This window comes from Rathayibacter sp. Leaf185 (assembly GCF_001423885.1).
In the GTDB taxonomy this organism is placed as follows: domain Bacteria; phylum Actinomycetota; class Actinomycetes; order Actinomycetales; family Microbacteriaceae; genus Rathayibacter.
This window is the reverse complement of sequence record NZ_LMPP01000005.1, coordinates 98,645-118,284: the sequence shown is the minus strand read 5'-3', so window position 1 is coordinate 118,284 and position 19,640 is coordinate 98,645. Positions and strand designations below refer to the sequence as shown.

The window sequence follows — 19,640 nt, the reverse complement described above, 5'->3', positions numbered from 1 at the left end:
ACATCCCCAACGACGACCCATCACCCAGCAGCGACCGGAACTGATCGTTGTACTCCGGAGTCGTGATCACCAACACCTCATCGATCCCCGCCATCATCAACGTCGACAACGGGTAGTAGATCATCGGCTTGTCGTAGATCGGCATCAACTGCTTCGAGATGCCCTTCGTGATCGGCCACAACCGCGACCCCGAACCACCCGCCAGAATGATCCCCTTCACGAGCGGCCTCGCGCATCCGAGTCGTGTCCTGGCGGCGGGGAGAGCACGGGCGCGGGTCGGGCGTCGAGGCGGCCAGTCGGTTCGATCACCAGCGAACGCTAACGGAGCTCGTGATCCGCGGGAGTCCAGTGGCGCGTCGGCGGCGGGAAGTGACGCGGCAGCGCCGACATCGCGCCGAGCCGGGATATCCGACGACAGGCGTCTGAGTGGCGAAGCGCCCGGAGCTAGGCTCACGCCCGGATCGGCCCCGCTGGACCGACGGCACGACGCCTCGGGACGTCACCACTCGTCCCGCGCCGAGCACAGCAGAGGAGCAGCCCATGACAACCGTCGCCGCGATCATCACCTTCGAACCCGATCTCGAGCGATTGACAACGAACCTCGAGGCTGTCGCTCCGCAGGTCGACGGTATCGTCGTCGTCGACAACGCCTCCGCCGGGCAGGCTGCCGTGCGCACACTCCTGGAGAGCCGGCCCGACGTCCACCTCATCGTGAGGCTCGAGAACGGCGGGATCGCGAGCGCCTTGAACAGCGCCTTCGCCTGGGCGGAGGAGCGCGGGGCGGCCGAGGTGGTTGTTCTCGACCAGGACTCCGTCTGCGCTCCGGGAATGGTGGCGAGGCTCCGCGCGCACTCGGGGCGTTCCACCGCGATCGTCGCGCCGGCGATCCATGACCGCAACCTCGGGTCGGCGGAGTCGACCTCCGACGAAGCGGTGGACGTCGACTACTGCATCACGTCGGGCGGCCTCTACACTGTCGCCGCGTGGCGGGATGTCGCGGGCTACGACGAGTCGTTCTTCATCGACTTCGTCGACTTCGACTACTGCCTTCGCTTGAGAGTCGCGGGTTATCGGATCCGCCGTGTGCCGACGGCCGTCCTGCTTCACGAGATCGGACACGGACAGCGGCACGGCTCTGCAGTCGCTTACCACCACTCCGCCTTCCGGAGCCGCCACATGGCGCGCGACATGGTCTTCTACGCGCGGAAGCACTCGGGCTCCCCGAAGGAGCTCCGCGTGGGCGGGCGAGGGCTCGTGCTCACCCTGGCGGTGCTCCTGCGGAAGGCGCTGATCGTCGCCCGGCACGAAGACGACAGATCGAAGAAGATCCTCGCCCTGATCAGAGGCTCCATCGAGGGGCTCCTATTGCCGGTTAGCGCGCAGCTCAAAGCGTCTGCGGTCCGCCGGAACTGAATCCACTGGTGGCTCGTGGGCAGGATCGAGGAGCGACCGCTGAGCGGGTTCTCGGCCGCTGGTCGCGATGACTGGTGCGGGCTCGGGAAGGATGACCGCGTCAGCTCGGCGTCACGGCCGCTTCAGCCGGATCTCGAGAGAGGGCTTGTCGGGGGAGCGGACGCTCGCGATCTCGAAGAGCCTTCCCTTGAGGTCGGCGGTGTCCTCGGCGGTCATGCCCAGAGACAGCGGTCCGCCTCGGAGGAGGCGAACGTAGTCGGTGACGTCGATCACCCGCTGAGCGGTGCCTCCCGAGACGGACGTGGAGCCGACTCTGGCGTTCATGGCAGGTCGGTTGTTGTAGGTCAGTGTCGCGGAGGTCCAGGGCGTGGTGACGGCGTGGGCGGAGAGCGTCACCGGCCCCTCCAGAGTGCTCGCTGTCTGGCCGGTGAAGACCAGGCGCGCCGACTCGATCTCCTTGCCCGCCAATGACGACGCGTCGAAGGCGAAGTAGGTGTACCGGTCGAACTGCGGGTACTGGGACGAGTGCTGCACGTACATCTTCCACGCCGTCTTGAAGTTCGTGTTCGCCGGCGTGCCTCCCTGGACGTAGCCGTCATCTGTGGCGACGAGGCGGACGAGGCTCGAGTCGACGACGGTGACGGTCCGCGAGACGATCAGAGTCTCCCGACCCACAATGACCGTCGCGGTCACCCGCGCGCTTCCGCCCTTGCGTCCTGTTACGAGTCCAGCGGAGTCGATGGCCGCGACACTCGCGTCGGAGGAGGCATAGCTGACGCTGCTCGCAGCGGCGGCCGCCCCCGAGGGGGCGGTCAGCGAGTATCCGAGACGGCTGCTCGCTCCGAGCTCCAGCGGTGCGTCCAGCCCCGTCGCAGTCGCCGAGTAGTGCGGCGTGGGTGCGATGACCCGCCCCCCTGACTGGTCACTGTAGAACCGGACCTCGTTGATCGCGGCACTCCTGTCCGCCGGGACACCGTGGGTCACGACCTTCACGTACCTCACCGACTTGATGCCGATCTGGCTCGAGGCCCAGGCCATCGATTCGAGGAAGGCGACTTTGCCGGTGTACATCGTCCACCACGTCACTCCGTCCGGCGATTCGAGGACTTCGAAGGCAGCGTCCGGAGAGGGCCGACTCGGCCAGAAGATCCGGGCGTGGGACACGGGCTGGGCCTTGCCGAAGTCGTACTGGAGGAAGTGGTCTCCTGTCGCCCGCCACCCGGTGGCGATGCTCCCGTCGAGCGTCGCCCTGGCCCCGATGGCATCCGTCGAGGCGGTCACGGAGGCGACCGGCACCGGCCCTCGGATGAAGTGGACCAGGATGACAGCGTTCGTCCGCCCGGCCAGGGAGACGCGGACCTTCGCGACTCCCGGGAGCGAGGTCGCCTGTGTCACGGAGACGGCGGTGCCGCTCGCTCCTGTGGCGGTCACCACAGGCACAGTGCCGGTCGCGGGCGTCGGATAGTCGTACGCCTGCGTGACGGGGTCGAAGGACGCCAGCGGTCGCCCGTCGACGCGGAGGGAGGTGAGACGGGCGGGCTCCGGCCCCGAAGGAGACCATGCCGACAGAGCCCGCACCGGCATGAGCGCCGGGAGCGTGGCGCCCTCTCTGAGCGGGGTGAACTCCACTGAGACCGTGTAGGACGTCGCTGCGGGGAGCTGGATCGCCAGCTTCTTCGTGCCGTTGTTCGCGGCCTGGCCGACAGGTCCGGGACTTCCGCCGAGCGGGACGGCGTCCATGAGGGTGAAGAGAGCCGCCGAAGGAGCAGCGATCCGAGCGACGAGCTGCTTGCCGTTCTGACTGAGGGTGGCGCTTCGACCATCGGCTGAGATCGCGACATCGGCCTTCGTGTGCATGAACCACCAGGAGGGGACCGTCCTGGACGCCGTCACCTCGTCCTGCACGATGATCCGGTTGCGGCTGTCCGCAAGCTGAATGCCGCGCCGCCACGAGGTCGCCAGGCCCGGATACGCCGAGGTCAGGGTCGAGACGGCCGCCGACCCCATCGGGTCCGACCGCACGATCGCGGTCGTCGCGGAGCTCGGCTTCGAGGCGCCTCCCTTGACGGTGGGATCCATCACCAGCGTGTTCTGACCCTCCGCGCGCTTCCTGTAATAGGACCATCTGCCCGCGTCGGAGTCGGTGAAGTATCCGGGGAGCCTGTAATCGTCGGGCCCCAGTTCCACGGCCCAGTTCTCGCCCAGGGCATCGAGGACGAACGAGCCTGCGTCGAGATCGTCGTGGCCGTTCGACACGCTCGCATTGCCCGCCCGGAGAGCGACCCAGTTCGTCTGGTCCTCGTTCCATGCACCCCGGAGAGCGGTCAGGCCGGCCGCGGAGTAGGTGCGATCGAGAGGCTGCGCTGCGGTGTCCTCGAGGACATCCTCGGTCGATCGCGGAGTGAGCCAGATCAGCGAGCGGACGTTGGCGTCGTCGGTGATGCGACCCATCGACCCGGTGACCGAGAGTGAGCGGGACCCGTAGTCGCCGAAGGCGCTCTCGAGACCGAGCAGCGCGGTCGTCAGCGACTCGTTGGCGAAGCTGTCGCCGACGTTGAAGGAGAGGCCTGACGGCCCGGCCATCGCGAGGGCGAACTGCGCGGTCGAGGCCAGCCCGGGCGTGGTCAGGAGATTCCTGTCCGATCCCGTGCTGCTCCTGAGCCCTGCTATCAGGGTCGTGAGGTAGCTCGTGCCGTACGCCCAGTACGTGACCCCTTCGGAGTAACCGCCGTCGGGCCCGTAGGAGGCGAGCCCGTAGGAGATGCTGCCCCTCATCACGGTGAAGACCTGATCAGCCAGCGTCGGATCCTCTCGGGCGATCGCGAGTGCGGCTGTTCCGATACCGCCGTTGCCGACGAGGTTCCAATTGCTGCCGACAGCGGTCCAGCCGTTCGATGTCGATCGGGACGAAGCGACTGCGGCCGCGAGGCCCTTCTGCGCGATCGCGTTCTGCAGAGTCGCTCGCCGGCTCGAGGACCAGTACGGGTAGAGCCAGTCGTAGCCGATCGCGACGGCGTGGGCGATCTCGGCGGTGTCGATGAAGTGGCCCGGGTTCCAGTCCGGAAAAGCGGCAGCGGCGGCGAGATTCGACCACAGTGACTCCGCGTAACGGGCTTCGCCCGTCATGCGGTACATCAGCGCGAGGTCGTAGGTGCGGGAGATGAGACTCCTCGCGACGGGCAGAAGGTCACCGCTCGACTTGTCGTAGCCCACGACTGCCGCGGTGAGGTCGCTCTGCGCGTTCGTGGTGATCCGCGAGTACCAGGTCATCGAGGTGGGGTCCGTGACGACCCGGGCCTTGAGCTCGGCGAGCTTCGCGTCCGTGAGGATCAGTCGGGGGTGGCTGGTCGACACTGCTCCGGCCGTGAGGCCGTCGAGGGGCGCACCGGTGACGGCCGAGGCGGGTGCAGGCGGTGCGACCAGGATCGTCGCTGCGAGAACTGCTGCGAGCAGGGACGACACTGCGCGACCAGGTCCGCGCCTCAGTCGTCTGCCGCGCATCGCGGCGGACGTCGGCACCCGTCGAAGGAGAAATGCGCGCATCGTCTGCCCCCAGTACTGAGTCGGAACCCGAGGCCGTCGGTGGCGAGCGCGCCTCCCGACCCTCCTGAACGGAGAACGGGGAGTGCCGGCTGGACCGTTCGTGGACGCGCGGCTCGTTTCACGGCCGATCGAACGGAGAACCCGAGATAGTCTCGTTATATGGACACGGTAGCGGAGCGCGTTCGAGTCTTCTTCCGGATCCCGCGCGGCGTCGGTCGTCCGACCCGTTCCGCGTCGCCGTTCAGACTCCCCGCGGGTCCACGTCCTGCCGGCGTTTCGCCGGCGTCCGTCGGCTCTCCGGTCGGCGGAGGAGCACCAGGAGGGACCACCAGCCACCGTGACACAGGACGATCCGGCACCCGCTTCTGACGAGACCAGCAGGAGCGGCCATCCCGCGCCTGCGCCCAGAATGGCGCGGGACATCGCAGTCGCTTCGATCGGCAACCTCATGGCACCGCTCGCCGCGTTCGCGACCGCTCCGATCCTCGGACATGCCCTCGGAGTGGAGGGCCGCGGAGAGGTCGCCGCTGTCACCGCGCCCTACCTGCTCGCAGTCGTCGCCGGAACGGTCGGGATCCCGGAAGCCCTGACCTTCCTTCTCGCGCGGCGCCCCGCGGCTGCACGCGCGACCTTCCTCCGCGCCGTCGTCCTCCTCGCCGCGGCCGGTGGGATCGCGGCGCTCGTGATCTGCTTCGGAGCTCCCGTCCTCTCGGGGGGAGATCAGACCGTGGAGCACCTGATGGTGTTGTCCGCCGCCGCCGTCGTTCCCGCGATCCTGGTCGCGGGACTCCGGGGCGTGGCTGCTGGAGTGAACCGCTGGCACGCGATCACGAACGAGAGGCTGATCGCAGCCCTCTTCCGATTCGTCCCGATCGCCCTTCTGGCGGTACTCGGACTCCTCACTCCGTTCTCGGCGTTCCTGGTGCTGGTTCTGTCGCCCCTCGTCGGTGCGGTTGCATACATCAGGGTCCTCGCGGTGATGCGAGCGGGGGATGCCGCGGAACGCGAGCCTGCACCCTGGTCCGCGATGGTCTCCTACGGCTCGCGAGTCTGGATGGGGTCCCTCTCCGGCATCCTCCTGTCCCGTCTCGACCAGGTCCTCATGACATCGCTCTCCAGCACCTACCAGCTCGGGCTCTATTCGACGGCGGTGAACATCAGCGAGGTCACCTTCGTGCTCAATACGGCGATCGCTGCCGTGATGCTCACCGCCGATGCGCAGAATCGCGACGATGCGATGATCACGCGCGGGTCACGCTTGGCGACAGCGCTGGCGGCGGGGCTGGCCGTAGTCATAGGAGGCAGCGCGCCCCTGTGGGTCGGGCCGTTGTTCGGAGCCGGCTTCGAGCAGTCGATCCCCGCAGCTCTCGTTCTTCTCGGAGCCGTTGTGATCGGTACCCCTGGTTCGATGGCGGGAGTGGCCCTCTCGGCACGAGGAAGGCCCGAACTGCGTTCGTACTCGATCATCCTCGGTCTCATCGCGAACATCGTCGGCGTTGTCGTGCTCGTTCCGACTCACGGCGCTCTCGGTGCGGCATCGGCGACCCTCCTGGGCAACGCGATCGCCGGAGGTGCCAATCTGATCTGGTTGCAACGCCTGCTGGGTGTGAGGGCATCAGCGTTCGTCGGGCTCCGTCGGAGCGATCTCGTGGAGATCAGGCGCGCCCTGTCTCGGTTCCAGGGGCGTCTTCGCCGGCAGCGCTGATCGGCGGCCGGCCGAGTGCGAGGGACTCGGGCGGATCCGGACTGCAGCCGGGGGGCTCCACACGGAGCCGGGCGGCCTGTGAGTCCGCGCCACGCGACGCTCGGCCGTTCTCGGTGCCGGCTCGACGGTGGTGAGCGGCGGCGAGGCGATCGCGAGAAGCGCCCAGACGACCACTCCCAGGGAGTTGGACGTGGAGACGGAGCTGAACGTCTGAACGGCGATCAGGACCAGGAGGGCGCACAGCCGCGCCCCGGGGACCGACCTGGCGGACCGACGAGCCATCAGCGGCAGGAGGAACTGCGCTCCGAAGTAGATCAGAGCGAAGGCTGCGCCGTACTCGATCGAGTAGATGAGGAGCGGATTCTCGAGGCTCGTCCCGAGACCGGCCTCCGTGGCGAAGCGCGAGGCGGACCCCGGGCCGAGCCCCAGCACTGCGTAGTCCTGGAAGCGGCTGAACACGTACTCGATCGCGATGCCGCGCACAGCACCGGAACCTCCGTCGTCGACGAACTTCTCCGAGATGCCTTCGGTGAGCGCGCTGTTCGTGTAGATGCCCCCCGCTACGAGGAGTCCCAGGAGCAGGACCAGCCTGGCCTGCAACGAGGAGCGGCTCCTGAGCAGGAGGAAGCCGAGTGCTACCAGGGAGAGCAGCAGACCCGTCCGCGACTGCGTCAGGACGATCGCGACGAGGAAGAGGACGGCGAGGCCGGTCCGCAGCGCCGAGTTCTTCACTGTGATCAGGAGCGCGACGGCTGCGACGAGCAGGACACTGAGGACGAGCGGGTGGTCAGTCGTTCCGAGCGCTCGTGTGAACTCCTCGGTGAACCAGTAGTAGTTCTCGTAGGAGGCCGCGAAAGGCTGGGGGATCGTTCCCGACCAGACGAGGATCGAGACGACGCTCTCGTAGGCCCCGCCGGCGACGACGACGAGCGCGAGGGAGCGGCCTGCGCGGGGATCGTCGGCGAGCGCGCGCCGGATCACCGCGAACAGCAGAACCGGAGCCACGATCTGGTTCAAGACGAAGGAGAGTCCCGCGATCCGGGTGGTGAAGTAGGTGAAGACGAGCGCTGCCCCGATGAAGAGCACGAGTGCGAGGACCAGAGGGACCGACTGAGCGAGATCTGCAACGTACTCCCGGAGTCGCAGGAGCACCTGCGACCCGGCGAGCACCATGATGAAGTAGGTCGAGGGGTACATGCCCGCCAGGCCGGGAAGCCCGCCACCGACGATCACACCGCTCGCAACCACCGGTACGAGGAGGGTGGTGAGCAGCACGACGGAGACGGGGAGGAGGAGTCGCCGAGAGCAGATCAAGGAGAGCAGGAGCGCCAGGGCGACCCACAGGGCGAGCTGCATGAGCAGGTCCTCTCTCGTGCATCGAGGCGTGCGACCGATGCGCCGGCCGCCGTGCCGCGACCATTGTCGCGAGAGCACCTGCCGGAGGCGTCGTCTCGCGCCACTCGCGGAGTGCGCCCGAGGAATGCCTTAGATTCGGCTCGGTCGATCGCCCGGTCGGGAGTCTCGCGCGGGACCACTCTTCGTCGGCCCCCTAGATCGATCGCGAGGACCATGAACCGCTGGAGTCCACTCGGGCGGAACATCCGGATCGTCACAGCGATGATCGCGGCGCAGGCACGCAACATGCTCGGACGACGACGAGTGACCGCTCCGGGCGGGCCGGTGGTCTCCCTCACGACCTATGGCAGGCGCACGATCCTGGTGCATCTCGCGATCGAGAGTATTGCGCGAGGCACTCAGCGGCCTGGCCGACTGATCCTCTGGCTCGATGAGGACAACTCTCTCGCGCGGCCGACTCCTGGGCTCCGACGCTTGCGCGCCCGTGGTCTCGAGATCGAGCGAACACCCGACCTCGGACCGCACAAGAAGTACTTCCCCTACGCCATGAGCATCGAGGATCACCGTCTACCGCTGGTGACAGCGGACGATGACACCCTCTACCCGACGCGTTGGCTCCTGGAGCTCACCGCGGCGCACGAGGAGCATCCCGACGCCGTGATCGCTCATCGAGCTCATCGGGTCGTCGTCGGAGAGGGAACGCTCGCCCCCTACCGGGAGTGGAGGAGCGCGGATCCGGGCACCCTCTCCCTCCGGAACTTCGCCGTCGGTGTCGGCGGCGTGCTCTACCCGCCGGCGTTCCTCTCCGTCCTCCGTGCCCGTGGGGATGCCTTCACGGCTGTCGCGCCGTTCGCCGACGACGTCTGGCTCCATTCGACCGCGGTTCGGGATCGACGACCTGTGCTGCGCATCGATGCCCTTGCCGAGTCCGAGTTCCTGCCCGTCAGAGGATCGCGTACGAAGGGCCTGTTCTCGGCGAACGTCGATTCAGGAGGCAACGACAGGCAGATCGCGGCGACCTACTCCGCTGAGGACCTTCAGGCTCTGACCGCGGCGATCGATCGTCCTGTTCCGCCGGTGCACGTCCGGCGCTGACGGCGATCGTCACCGTCGTCCTGTACCTGTGCTCGAGGCCTGCTCGAGAGCCGCGAGCGCGTCCAGAACGGCTCGGGCGTTCACTGTGCGACTGTGAGTGGCCGCCCAGTGCGCCCTGATCTCGCTCGTGCGGGTGCGCATCTCCCTCGCGATGACCAGGAGGTCGGCGAGGAGGGTGTCGCCGCCACGCACGACCCGGACGAAGACACCGTCGATGTAGCCCTTCATCCCGATGGAGGGCGTCGTCGCGACGGGGACTCCGATCTGCAGTGCGCCGACAGTGACCATGTGCCCGGCTGCGCGCTCGCCGATTTTCAGGGGGAGGAACACCAGATCCGCCTCCGACATCAGCCGCCCGAACTCCGCCTGTGTCACCGGGCCGACCGAGACGACTCGGGACCCTGCTCCGTTCGACAGCGGTGAGGACTCCCGTCCGATGGCCAGCGTGAGGTGGATCGGGTCGGGCGAGTCGAGGACCTGTGCGATCAGCGCGTCGACGACGGTTCGATCGCGGTCGGAGGAACCCCCGACGAAGAGGCTCGGGGGCTGCCCTGCATCGTGCTCTCTCTTCGAGGGATAGGGGAACTCGGTGCCGTAGAGCACGTGTGCCGCACGCCCGCCGTCGGCCGTCCATGCGGCCGCCTCGACCTCCACCGTGGCGATGACGGGCGCGGACCCGAGTAACCGCCTGAGGATCCTCCAGCTGCGCGACCCCTCCCGGGCGTACAGGCCGGTGACGGCGAGGTCGCGGCGACCGAGGAGGCGCAGGGCGGCACCTGTCCACGGATTGAGCGCGAGGAACGACCGGCGAGGACCAGTCAGTACGGCTTTCACGGCGACGACCGCCGCATCGACGCCGAGTCCGAGTGCTCTTCTGCCCCAGCGGATCCCCTGCGGCTGCGCATGCTCGAATCGCACGATCCCGGCGATCTCCGGCTGCGACTCCCAGAGCTCGGCATACCCGGGAACCGGGCGACCGAGCGCGACCATGGTGTATCTCTTCGTCATCGATGAGCCCATCCTCTCCAGGCCTCGACAGCAGTCAGCCGCCATGTGCGCGCGAGTGAGAGGACACTCGCCCGTTCGGCACCCACCGCCGCCCGCACCGCCGGGCTCCATCGCTCGCCGGGGTCCACGAGGAAGGGCGAGGTCCTCCCGAGCATCTCGACGAGAGAGCTGTCCCGCGGACCGACGACCGGTGTCCCCGCCTCCAGAGCGCGAACCGCGATGCCGCTCTGGAAGAAATTCCGGTACGGGATCACGATGGCCGAGCTCGTGCGGAGGAGGTCTTCGAGCTCCGCTTCCGGGACGAATCGCGCATCGACGCTCCAGCCCGCGACAGCAGGCCACCGACGACCGCGTATCTGGAGGTCTGCCGAGCCGGCGAGGTCCAGCGCTATCTGCTCGAGCGCGAGGAGATCGCGGTCACGCTTGTACTGCCCGAGAACCCGCACGACGGGACGTCCCGTGTGCTGCGAGCGGGTCGCGGCGTCCGGCTCGAGGATGGGATGCGGCAGCAGCACGGTCGGGTGGCCCTCCATGTCTGCTCGCACTGCAGCAGCCGCTCGTTCGCTGTGGGTGATCAGCTCCGTCCGCTTCCCGAATCGAGCTGCCAACCAGCGCGATCGGCGCGAGTAGCCGACCGCTCGGACAAGAGGCAGCGGATCGTGGAGGACGAGGCTGGAGCGGACTCGGCCTGAGGTGCGCAGGAGCAGGAGGTCGAGGTAGCCGAGAACCGGCCAGACGACGACGACGCGGGAGCCCGGGATCCGCCGAGCCTCGCCGGCGGCGGCGAGGAGAACACGGATGTAGGCGCGGAGCCAGGCCGGTCGATTGTGTCCGCTGATCGAGGGCTCCGGCACCGCTCGCCTGATCACGTGCTCACCCGCGGCGACCAGCACGTCGGCGAGTTCCTGCTCGTAGTGCTCGAGCGCCCCGGAAAGGGGATTCACCAGCAGCACTGTGCTGCCAGGACGGTCCCGACCTGTCGCGGGCAGGCGCTCGAAGAGTCCTCGAACCAGTGGGGCGAGGCTCGCGGTCCCGAAACCGTTCCGGAGGTCGGAGAGGATCCTCCGCGCGGCGGCGACCGAGGTCGCGGCTGATCCGCGCAAGGGTCCGTCCTGGCGGGCCGCCAGGAGCCGGAGATTGCGGGCCAGGTAGTAGGGGGGCACCCCGTTCGAGGATTGCCAGACCCGACCCTCCGGTACCCAGAGGACCTTCCTGCCCTGCGCGCGCAGACGGAGGTGGAGATCCGTTTCTTCCATGTAGACGAAGAAGTCCTCGCAGATGCGGTTCCGGTCCAAGTCGTCGCGACGGTAGAGGAGGAACGCCCCGTCCAACCAGTCGCGCTCCTCGATGATCGAGCGGGTGGCCAGGGATGTCAGCGGCGCGCGATGGTCGTGGTGCGCGGGCAGGTGCAGCAGCCTCGTCAGTCTGCCCCCGGTGGACCAGACGTAGGGCGCGTGGCCTTCGATGCCGGAGATGAGCGTCGGGCCCGCGACCGCAGCTGCAGCATCGAGGTCGAGGGCTCGCTCGAGTGCGGCGACGGTACCGGGCTCGATCCGGGTCTCGTGGGTCGCGACGACGAAGTACTCGGCTGGAGTACCCGAGCGGGCGGCGTGGTGATCGACAGCGAAGTTGACGGCCGCGCCGTAGCCCCGGTTGCGCTCGAACACGATAGTGACCTCCGCCGGCAGCAATCCGCGCAGCTCAACGCGACGGTGCGGCTCCTCACTGGTGTCCACGACGACGAGATCGCCGGGCGCTACCCCCTCGTCGAGGAGAGCCTGGACCGACCCTCCGACCGTCTCGTAGCTCCGGAAGTGCACAACGACTCCGACGATCCTGCCCTGGTCCGTCACTTCCCGTCCTCCGCTGTCATGGGGTGGAGCGTCGTGGCCGACGAGCCCTCGTACAGCCACCAGGCTGCGTCGATGCGTCCGCGAGATCTGGGAAGTGATCGGAGGACCTGCACCCGGTCCAGAGGACGGGCCAGGGCGGCGAGGATCGCGGCTGACAGGGCCTGCGGAGCCCCGGCGGCGACGACGGAGTGGCCGTGCTCGCGCAGCCATCGGGCGATTCCGGTCTCATCCGTCGTGACCACGGTCAGACCCAGTGCGAGGCTCTCCAGGATCGGCAGGCCGATCTGCTCGCGCCAGCGGCCGTCGCGCTGGGACGGAGCGACGGCGACTGCGCGATCGCCGACGAGGGCGCGGACCTCCTTGTGGGGCACCGGTCCGAGTGCCTCGCGGCGGTTCGGTCTCTCGGCCGCCCAGGCACGGGCGAGCCCGTCGAGTGGTCCTGAACCGATGATCCGAAGTCGAGCCGTCGGCGAGGCCTTCTCCACGTCGTCCCAGGCGCGGATCAAGGCACGGAGTCCCTTGCGCTCCTCGAGTCGCCCGAGGAACACGACCGAGTCCGGTACTGCTGATCGAGGGGTGTCCAGTGCTGGCTGAGGCAGATGGGGAAAAAGACGGGACGGCATCCGGCCCACGAAGGGCAGTCCCGTGTACAGTGCGCGGGCGCCTTCGCTGCCGAAGGCGATCCGATCGAATCCGACCGCGATCAGTGCGCCGAGGCAGAAGCCCGCGCCTCGGACCAACCACGCGGGTGCCGTCCTGTCTCCTGTGAGGAGGCTGCCCAGATCGTTGTTCTCCATCGCGTAGGTCACGACGGTCCGTCGGCCGCGGTGGACGAGACGGCCCGCATGCCAAGCCCCGAGAAGCACGATCTCTGTGGGGAGGAAGCGCATCCAGAGCGGTTCGGGAAGTTCGAGGACGCTGGCAGAGGAGTGGAAGAGGAGGGTCGCCGCTCCAGCCAGTCTCGCGTGCACGAACTCGGTCGGCACGTCCGTCGCGTCGAGGTCGTACTTCGTGCCCAGATACACGACGAGGGCTCGCGGTCCACCGCGGTAGTCGTCGATCTGAGTCGATCGGAGCTCCGGGAGGATCCGGATGGGAAGGGAAGCGGAGTCGTCTCCGATACGAGTCCGGCTGATCATCGACGACGTCGTCTCGACGTCACGAGGCTCCTGAGCGTGGCCTCGTATCCCTCGCAGACCGCCTCCCACGAGTAGTGCTCTCGTCCGCGTGCGTATGTCGCCGCGCTGAGTCGCTCCTGCCTGCCGGGGTCCTCCATGAGCCGGCTGACAGCCTCGATGATCGCTGTGGCGGCGGGTTGCGCGTACTCCGCGGTCACTCCGAGGACCTCTCTGTTGTAGACAGTGTCGCGTGCGACGGTCGGAGCGCCGCAGGACATCGCCTGTACGAGCGCCGGGTTCGTTCCGCCCACGCTGTGCCCGTGGAAATAGGCGCCTGCGTGCTGCCAGAGGGCGAACAGCATCTGGTCGTCGCTGACGTGACCCAGCCAGGTGACGGAGCGGTGCTCGACGGCCAGGCGCTCGGCTCGTGCGTCCAGCTCGCCGCCGTAGCCCGAGGATCCGACGATGACGACGGGCCATCGCGCGGCGAGGACTTCCGCTGCGTCGAGGAATTCCGCGACGGTGTTCTCGGGGACGAAGCGGGCGACGACGAGAATGTAGCCGCGGTGGGGGAACCCGCTGACGACGGGTAGCTCACCGGGGTCGTCGCCGCCGTACGGGATGAACGTCCCCGTCCGTCGGAACTCGCGCTGCCACCGTGTGGCGATCGCCTCGGCGTCGAAGATGAGCTCGTCACCGAAGAGCGCCGTGGCGCGTGCGCCGCTGCGGAACACGTTCTTCGCGATGGGCCCCCACTTCGCCCGGTCCCACTCGACGCCGTCGACGTTGACAGCGCTGGGGATTCCTCGAGCGCTGAGCAGAGGCAGCCAGAAGCCGTTCGCCACGTTCATGACCAGCGCAACGTCGGGTTCGCGCCGGAGCGCGTCGAGACATGCGGTGAGGCCGTAGGTCAGTGTGCTCAACGATCGGGTCTCCAGGCCCGCGGTGACCCTCGTGATCACCCGAGGGTCCCGGTCGCGGTCGTCGGACTTCGTCGAGCCGTCCCTGCCGTATACCGTGACGTCCCATCCTCGGTCGACGAGGTACGGTGCGATCCTGCGGACCGCGGTCTCGAAGCCTCCGTAGTAACTCGGATACCCCCGGGTCCCGATGATGGCGACGGACCTGCGCCTCTGCTCCTCCTCCTCCTGGGGCCGCGCGACCGACCCTCGAGTCGACCCCGATCGCCTCGCCCTGCTTGACATGACGACCTCGCCGGAGTGGAGTTCGCGACTGATCCGGCGTGCCTGCTCGAGCTGCTTCAAGGCGGTCGGGAGGTCCCGGAACCCCTTCATGCCGCGGCGAGCGATGGCCCGGGCGAAGGCCACGCGGCCGCGCTCGATCTCGGGGTGCTCGAGTCGGTACTCCTCCTCGGGCGGGAAGATCGCGTGGACCAGGAGCTGCGGGCGCTGACGCCAGCCGGCCGCGGTGATCGCGGCCAGCCATGCCGCTGCACGTCCGCTTCCCACGGAGGCGGTGTGGAGTGTCCACGCGGCGAGGGCATCGGCGTCGTGCGGGCGAATGGCCGCCCGGAGACCGATCCGCTCGAAGAACGGGCGCAGCGTCTCGACGGCTCCCGTGCGCGTCGCGAGCGAGATCAGCTCTGCGGAGTCGAGATCCGGCCGCGGAGTCGACCATGCCGCCGTCAGCTGATCGAGCTCATCGCGGTTGCGAAGCACATGCATCTCGCGAAGGCAGTGCAGAGCGAGCATCGCGGAGTTCGCGACAGGATCGGTGCAGATGACGTCGACATCCGCGATGCGAGTGGTGGACCGACGTTCCCAGAGAGCCTCGAACACCTCCTCATCGGAGGCGAGGAAGCCGAGGAAGCCGTGGTGCAGATCGATGTCGCACGGCCATTCGGGATGGGTGAGCGTCCGGGCATGGTTGCGAAGGATTCTGGGGACGTCGGCAACGAAGCGCTCGCTCCAGCCTCGGGACCGGAGCGCCGCGACGAGACCGTCGATCGCACCCGGCTCGACGAGGACGTCGGCGTCGCTCGACACGCGTGGTGACCGGAGCCCCTGATCAGCCAGCACAGGGCCTTTCACGCAGATCGCACGGATGCCGATCTCGGAGGCGAGATGAGCGGTGAGTGCGTGGGCCAGTTGCGTGGCGCTCAGCATGTCGAGCGTCGCGAACGGCGTCACTCCCTCGGCCGTTCGGAGACGGAAGAAGGGGGAATCAGGCTCGCGATGACATGGTCCCGAGCCAGACGGAGGAGGAAGGCCTCGACGTCCGGCCGGATGAGATCGGCATTCAGGCCCTGCCGCTGTGAAAGGCGTTGAACGATCGCGTCGGTGTCCGACTCCCCGTCGATCTCCTGCCAGATCGTGAAGGCGGTCGCTTCCAGGATCATCGGCCTCGAGTCGGCGTGGTTCATCTCCAGGACCAGCGCCCGGTCCGCTCCCTCGATCACGGCGGTGGAGTCCAGCTTCATCCAGGCTCGGCCTCTCAGGATCAACGGATCACCTGCTCCGGGCGTCGCTCCATCGACGAGTGGGTCCGACGTGACGCCCGCAGCTCTCCCGCGGCGGGATCGCGCGATCCTCCGACGACGTGAGGACCCCGGGCCCCTTCGATCACGGAGCTGCCTGGATCGGAGCTGCCTGGATCGGCGGACACGATGAGGACCTGGTTCGCCGAGCAGGTGCCGCAGCGGGCCCGGTCGAGCTCTCCATATCGGATCAGCAGGTGAGGAAAGGTCACGGAGAACGACTCAAGCATCGGCCCGTCGTTGGACCTCGGCAGGGGCACGAAATGATCTATCCCCTGTCGCTCCAAGCTCCTCAAAGCGTGCGAGCGGAGGCGGACCGAGTAAAGAGGAGCGAGCCCGGTATCATCGGCTTGTTATGGCTCGCATCTACGACTGCTCCGTCGACACCGACCTCCTCACCGGCACCCGTCTCGCGCGGACGGCGATCGGGCGCGGTGAGCTCGTCGTGATCCCGACCGACACGGTGTACGGCGTCGCCGCGAACGCCTTCGACGCGGCCGCCGTGCAGCGGCTGCTCGACGCGAAGGGGCGCACCAGGCAGTCGCCGCCCCCCGTTCTCATCGGGGACATCGCAGCCCTCGACGCCCTCGCCGAGAACGTCCCCGACGCTGTCCGCGAGCTCGCCAAGGCCTTCTGGCCGGGCGGCCTCACGATCGTGCTGCATGCACAGCCGTCGCTGGTCTGGGATCTCGGGGAGACCAAGGGCACCGTCGCCCTGCGCATGCCCGACAACCCCGTCACGATCGAGCTCCTCGCCGAGACGGGGCCCCTCGCCGTCTCGTCGGCGAACAAGACGGGGCAGCCCTCCGCCACGACCGCGCAGGAGGCGTTCGACCAGCTCGGCGACGCCGTCGACGTCTATCTCGACGCCGGAGCGGCTGGCGCGCGCTACAGCGACCGTCCGGCCGGGGCCAGCGAGTCGTCCACCATCGTCGATGCGACGGCGCTCAGCTTCGACGGCGGGACGTTGAGGGTCCTGCGTCAGGGGGTCGTCTCCGTCGAGCAGATTCGCGAGGTCATCGGCGACCTGCTGCCGGACCCCGACGCCCCGGCGACCGAGGTCGCCTCCTACGACGCGTCGACCGACACGTCGCTCGGGTCCGAGGAGCCGGAGGGGTCCGAGCAGCCTGAGCAGTCGGCCCGGCCTGCGGAGGCGCCCGCACCGAGTGCCCGCCCCGACTGGGCATCCGGTGCGCGCCTGCTCGACGAGCCGTCGGCGAGCGGCACCGCACGTGCCGATGCCGCTCCGAGTGAGTGACGGATGATCACCTTCGCCCTCGTCTCGCTCGCCGTCGCGATCGTGACCGGTGTCCTGTCGTTCGTGATCCTCAAGCTGAGCCTGAAGTACCGGCTCTACCCGAAGATCCGCGTCCGTGACATGCACACCCGCCCGACTCCGCGGCTCGGTGGCATCGCGATGTTCCTGGGGATCGTGGTCGGCTTCGCGATCGCCTCGCAGCTGCCCTACTTCCGGCTCGTCTTCTCGAATCCGGAGCCGATCCTCGCGATCCTCGGTGCGAGCCTCCTGATCGTTCTGATCGGAGTCGCCGACGACATCTGGGACCTCGACTGGACCACGAAGCTGGCGGGCCAGCTCATCGCTGCCGGGCTGATCGCCTGGAAAGGCGTCCAGATCGTCTCGCTGCCGATCGGCGGCCTGACGGTCGGATCGCCGTGGATGTCGCTGATCATCACCGTTCTGGCGATCGTGCTCGTGACGAACGCGCTCAACTTCATCGACGGACTCGACGGGCTGGTCGCCGGCGTCGCGCTCATCGCGAACGGCGTCTTCTTCCTCTACAGCTACCTGCTGGTGCAGCAGACGTCGCCGACCGACTACTTCAACCTCGCCTCCCTGATCGCCGTCGTTCTGGTCGGCGCGTGCGCGGGATTCCTGCCGATCAACTGGCGGCCGGCGAAGATGTTCATGGGCGATGGGGGAGCGCTGCTCGTCGGGATGCTGATGGCGACGTCGGCCATCGCGGTCACGGGGCAGATCGATCCGGCGCAGCTGGCCGCGAAGGAGCTGCTGCCCGCGTTCATCCCGATCATCCTGCCGTTCGCGATCCTGGTCGTGCCGCTGATGGACTTCGGCCTCGCGGTGGTCCGGAGGCTGCGCGCCGGCAAGTCGCCGTTCAGCGCCGACCGCAAGCACCTCCACCACCGCCTGCTCGACATGGGCCACTCGCATCTGCACGCGGTGCTCATCTTCTACGCGTGGACCGCGGTCATCGCGTTCAGCTGCCTGCTGATGTTCGTCGTCGACGTGCTCTGGGTCCCGCTGGTCTTCCTCGCCGTAGGCCTCCTCGTCTGCACGGTCGTCACGCTCGCTCCGCTCAGCCGCCGCAAGCGCCTCGAGGCCGCGGCCCAGCTCGCGGAGGCGTCCCCCGTCCTCGACCCGCTCGACCGCGCCTCCGCACCGGAGCCCGGTCGTCCGTCCGACGAGCGTCCGCTCGGTCGTGACACGACAGCGTCACCCGTGGCGCGGAAAGAAGCATCATGACCGGAGAGAACCCGGCCGTCGTCCGCCAGCAGCCCGCCTCAGTGCCCGTCCTGCGCAGGACCCTCGTCATCGGAGGCGTGTTCGTCCTCGTCCTGGCGGTGGTCGGCGCCGCGATCGGTGCGGTCGCAGCAGGGGCGGAGGGGGCGCTCGGAGCCCTGCTCGGCGCGATCGTCGGCGGTGTGATGGTCGCCCTCACCGCCGCGAGCATCCTCGTCGCGAACCGTCTCGACATCGGCGGCTTCTTCGCCGTCGTCCTCGGCACCTGGCTGGCGAAGTTCGTGCTCTTCATCATCGCCGCCCTGGTGCTGCGCGATCAGCCCTGGCTGAACAGCACGGCGATGTTCGTCACGATCATCGTCGCCGTCCTCGGGTCGCTCGTGATCGACGTGCTCGTCGTGTCCCGCTCGCGCATCCCGAACGTCAGCGACATAGCCCGATGAGAGCCGGCCGAGTGCTTTCTGAGAGCCTCGCGATTCGGCTCTCAGGCCGTTCTGTTGCTACAGTAGGGATGAATCCGCAGGCGAACGTGTCCTCAGGTCGTCTCATCGTTGATGTCGGCCGTCGAGTACGATCGCCGCTTGAGCGGAAGACCCCACCTTTCGTCGTCGCGAGAGCGTTGCGTCCGAACGATTCGATTCGTTCAGCTGTAACGTGCCACGCCCCGAATTCCAGGAGCTAGCGCTGTTTGCTAACGCTGTGACCCTGTTGGTCTCGTCCTCGACCGGTGAGAGTGACTTCCACACCCCGTCGATCTCCGAGTTCTTCCCGCCCGGTTTCCTCTTCGTGGACACCCCCTTCGAGATCAACCGCGTCATGCTGGTCCGCTTCGTCGCGGTCATCGCACTGATGCTGTTCTTCTACTTCGGGACCCGGAAGATGCGCCTCGTGCCCGGACGCTTCCAGAGCGTCGTCGAGATGGCCTTCGACTTCGTGCGCGTCACGATCGCGAAGGACATCCTCGGCGAGAAGGACGCGCGCCGGTTCCTGCCGATCCTCGTGACGATCTTCTTCGCGATCATCTCGATGAACCTGACCGGCATCGTGCCGTTCCTGAACATCGCGGGGACCTCGGTCGTCGGCATGCCGCTCTTCCTCGGCCTGGTCGCGTACGTCACCTTCATCTACGCCGGCATCAAGGACCGCGGGGTGGGCTTCTTCAAGAACGCCCTCTTCCCGCCCGGTGCCCCGTTCCTCATCTACTTCATCCTGACGCCGATCGAGCTGCTGCAGACGTTCATCATCCGTCCGCTGTCGCTCGCGCTGCGGCTCGTGATGAACATGATCGTCGGGCACCTCCTCCTGGTGCTGTGCTTCTCGGCGACGCAGTTCTTCCTCTTCAGCTCGCAGGTCGACCCGGGCTTCAAGCTCTTCGGCATCCTGACCTTCGGGTTCGGAGGCGCGTTCACGCTCTTCGAGCTGCTGGTCGCCGTGCTGCAGGCCTACATCTTCACCCTCCTCACCGCGGTCTACATCCAGTTGGCCGTCGCGGAAGAGCACTGACCCCACTACTCACGGGCTCCCGCCCGTTCACACGATCACCCCACTGAAA

Annotated in this window: 15 protein-coding genes; 7 read left to right on the top strand and 8 right to left on the bottom strand. The window is 67.9% G+C overall.

The features are described from left to right. Positions 1-220: sugar phosphate nucleotidyltransferase (locus ASG06_RS16585; protein ID WP_156697666.1), on the bottom strand; the 220-nt coding region annotated here is incomplete at its 3' end. A gap of 320 nt (positions 221-540) precedes the next feature. Between ASG06_RS16585 and ASG06_RS16580 the strand changes: the two genes are divergently transcribed. Next, on the top strand, positions 541-1,413 hold the full coding sequence (locus tag ASG06_RS16580) for a glycosyltransferase family 2 protein (RefSeq protein WP_056044558.1): 873 nt from the start codon (positions 541-543) through the stop codon (positions 1,411-1,413). Positions 1,414-1,524: 111 nt separating this feature from the next. Here the strand turns inward: ASG06_RS16580 and ASG06_RS16575 are convergent, their stop codons facing one another. Continuing rightward, a complete protein-coding gene (locus tag ASG06_RS16575) occupies positions 1,525-4,875 on the bottom strand; it encodes a CBM96 family carbohydrate-binding protein (RefSeq protein WP_056044556.1) in 3,351 nt (1,116 codons plus the stop codon). Positions 4,876-5,365: 490 nt separating this feature from the next. Between ASG06_RS16575 and ASG06_RS16570 the strand changes: the two genes are divergently transcribed. Then, positions 5,366-6,661, top strand: coding sequence for an oligosaccharide flippase family protein (locus tag ASG06_RS16570; protein WP_056044554.1), 1,296 nt, complete (start codon positions 5,366-5,368; stop codon positions 6,659-6,661). On the opposite strand, the gene ASG06_RS16565 is transcribed toward ASG06_RS16570, so the two are convergent. Beyond that, on the bottom strand, positions 6,572-8,017 hold the full coding sequence (locus tag ASG06_RS16565) for a hypothetical protein (protein ID WP_056044552.1): 1,446 nt from the start codon (positions 8,015-8,017) through the stop codon (positions 6,572-6,574). The two genes, ASG06_RS16570 and ASG06_RS16565, sit on opposite strands and share 90 nt — an antisense overlap. Positions 8,018-8,278: 261 nt before the next feature. On the opposite strand from ASG06_RS16565, the gene ASG06_RS16560 reads away from it, so the two are divergent. Beyond that, on the top strand, positions 8,279-9,112 hold the full coding sequence (locus tag ASG06_RS16560; RefSeq protein WP_156466020.1) for a hypothetical protein: 834 nt from the start codon (positions 8,279-8,281) through the stop codon (positions 9,110-9,112). 9 nt (positions 9,113-9,121) lie between these two features. Here the strand turns inward: ASG06_RS16560 and ASG06_RS16555 are convergent, their stop codons facing one another. The 5 genes from ASG06_RS16555 to ASG06_RS16535 all read right to left on the bottom strand — a co-directional run bounded on the left by ASG06_RS16555 (position 9,122) and on the right by ASG06_RS16535 (position 15,531). Next, positions 9,122-10,120 carry a hypothetical protein gene (locus ASG06_RS16555; protein ID WP_156466019.1) on the bottom strand — a complete coding sequence of 333 codons (999 nt, stop codon included), beginning with the start codon at positions 10,118-10,120 and terminating at the stop codon, positions 9,122-9,124. After that, entirely contained in the window at positions 10,117-11,973 is a 1,857-nt protein-coding gene (locus tag ASG06_RS16550; RefSeq protein WP_056044546.1) for a hypothetical protein, read from the bottom strand. Before ASG06_RS16550 ends, ASG06_RS16555 begins: the two co-directional genes overlap by 4 nt. Continuing rightward, the gene (locus ASG06_RS16545) at positions 11,970-12,998 is read right to left on the bottom strand and encodes a glycosyltransferase family 4 protein (protein WP_197409444.1); all 1,029 of its coding nucleotides are present in this window, start codon (positions 12,996-12,998) and stop codon (positions 11,970-11,972) included. The genes ASG06_RS16550 and ASG06_RS16545 overlap by 4 nt, the downstream gene beginning before the upstream one ends. Positions 12,999-13,108: 110 nt before the next feature. Then, positions 13,109-15,241, bottom strand: coding sequence for a glycosyltransferase (locus ASG06_RS19665; RefSeq protein WP_082499311.1), 2,133 nt, complete (start codon positions 15,239-15,241; stop codon positions 13,109-13,111). Beyond that, positions 15,238-15,531 carry a PqqD family protein gene (locus tag ASG06_RS16535; protein ID WP_056044541.1) on the bottom strand — a complete coding sequence of 98 codons (294 nt, stop codon included), beginning with the start codon at positions 15,529-15,531 and terminating at the stop codon, positions 15,238-15,240. Before ASG06_RS16535 ends, ASG06_RS19665 begins: the two co-directional genes overlap by 4 nt. A 412-nt stretch (positions 15,532-15,943) precedes the next feature. Here ASG06_RS16535 and ASG06_RS16525 point away from each other — a divergent pair, with 412 nt between their 5' ends. The 4 genes from ASG06_RS16525 (at position 15,944) to atpB (ending at position 19,591) form a co-directional block, all read left to right on the top strand. After that, positions 15,944-16,846: an L-threonylcarbamoyladenylate synthase gene (locus tag ASG06_RS16525; RefSeq protein ID WP_082499310.1), complete on the top strand. Its 903-nt coding sequence runs from the start codon at positions 15,944-15,946 to the stop codon at positions 16,844-16,846. A gap of 3 nt (positions 16,847-16,849) precedes the next feature. Continuing rightward, positions 16,850-18,091, top strand: coding sequence for an MraY family glycosyltransferase (locus tag ASG06_RS16520; protein ID WP_082499309.1), 1,242 nt, complete (start codon positions 16,850-16,852; stop codon positions 18,089-18,091). After that, the gene (locus ASG06_RS16515) at positions 18,088-18,531 is read left to right on the top strand and encodes a hypothetical protein (protein WP_056044536.1); all 444 of its coding nucleotides are present in this window, start codon (positions 18,088-18,090) and stop codon (positions 18,529-18,531) included. Before ASG06_RS16520 ends, ASG06_RS16515 begins: the two co-directional genes overlap by 4 nt. 256 nt (positions 18,532-18,787) lie before the next feature. Beyond that, positions 18,788-19,591, top strand: coding sequence for a F0F1 ATP synthase subunit A (gene atpB, locus ASG06_RS16510; RefSeq protein ID WP_056044534.1), 804 nt, complete (start codon positions 18,788-18,790; stop codon positions 19,589-19,591). The last annotated feature ends 49 nt before the right edge of the window (positions 19,592-19,640 follow it).

Bases quoted from the DNA above. Each gene is read 5' to 3' on its own strand.
- ASG06_RS16580 (WP_056044558.1), top strand. From the start codon at position 541: ATGACAACCGTCGCCGCGATCATCACCTTCGAACCCGATCTCGAGCGA.
- ASG06_RS16570 (WP_056044554.1), top strand. From the start codon at position 5,366: ATGGCGCGGGACATCGCAGTCGCTTCGATCGGCAACCTCATGGCACCG.
- ASG06_RS16565 (WP_056044552.1), bottom strand. From the start codon at position 8,017: ATGCAGCTCGCCCTGTGGGTCGCCCTGGCGCTCCTGCTCTCCTTGATC.
- ASG06_RS16560 (WP_156466020.1), top strand. From the start codon at position 8,279: ATGATCGCGGCGCAGGCACGCAACATGCTCGGACGACGACGAGTGACC.
- ASG06_RS16555 (WP_156466019.1), bottom strand. From the start codon at position 10,120: ATGACGAAGAGATACACCATGGTCGCGCTCGGTCGCCCGGTTCCCGGG.
- ASG06_RS16535 (WP_056044541.1), bottom strand. From the start codon at position 15,531: ATGAAGCTGGACTCCACCGCCGTGATCGAGGGAGCGGACCGGGCGCTG.
- ASG06_RS16525 (WP_082499310.1), top strand. From the start codon at position 15,944: ATGGCTCGCATCTACGACTGCTCCGTCGACACCGACCTCCTCACCGGC.
- ASG06_RS16520 (WP_082499309.1), top strand. From the start codon at position 16,850: ATGATCACCTTCGCCCTCGTCTCGCTCGCCGTCGCGATCGTGACCGGT.
- ASG06_RS16515 (WP_056044536.1), top strand. From the start codon at position 18,088: ATGACCGGAGAGAACCCGGCCGTCGTCCGCCAGCAGCCCGCCTCAGTG.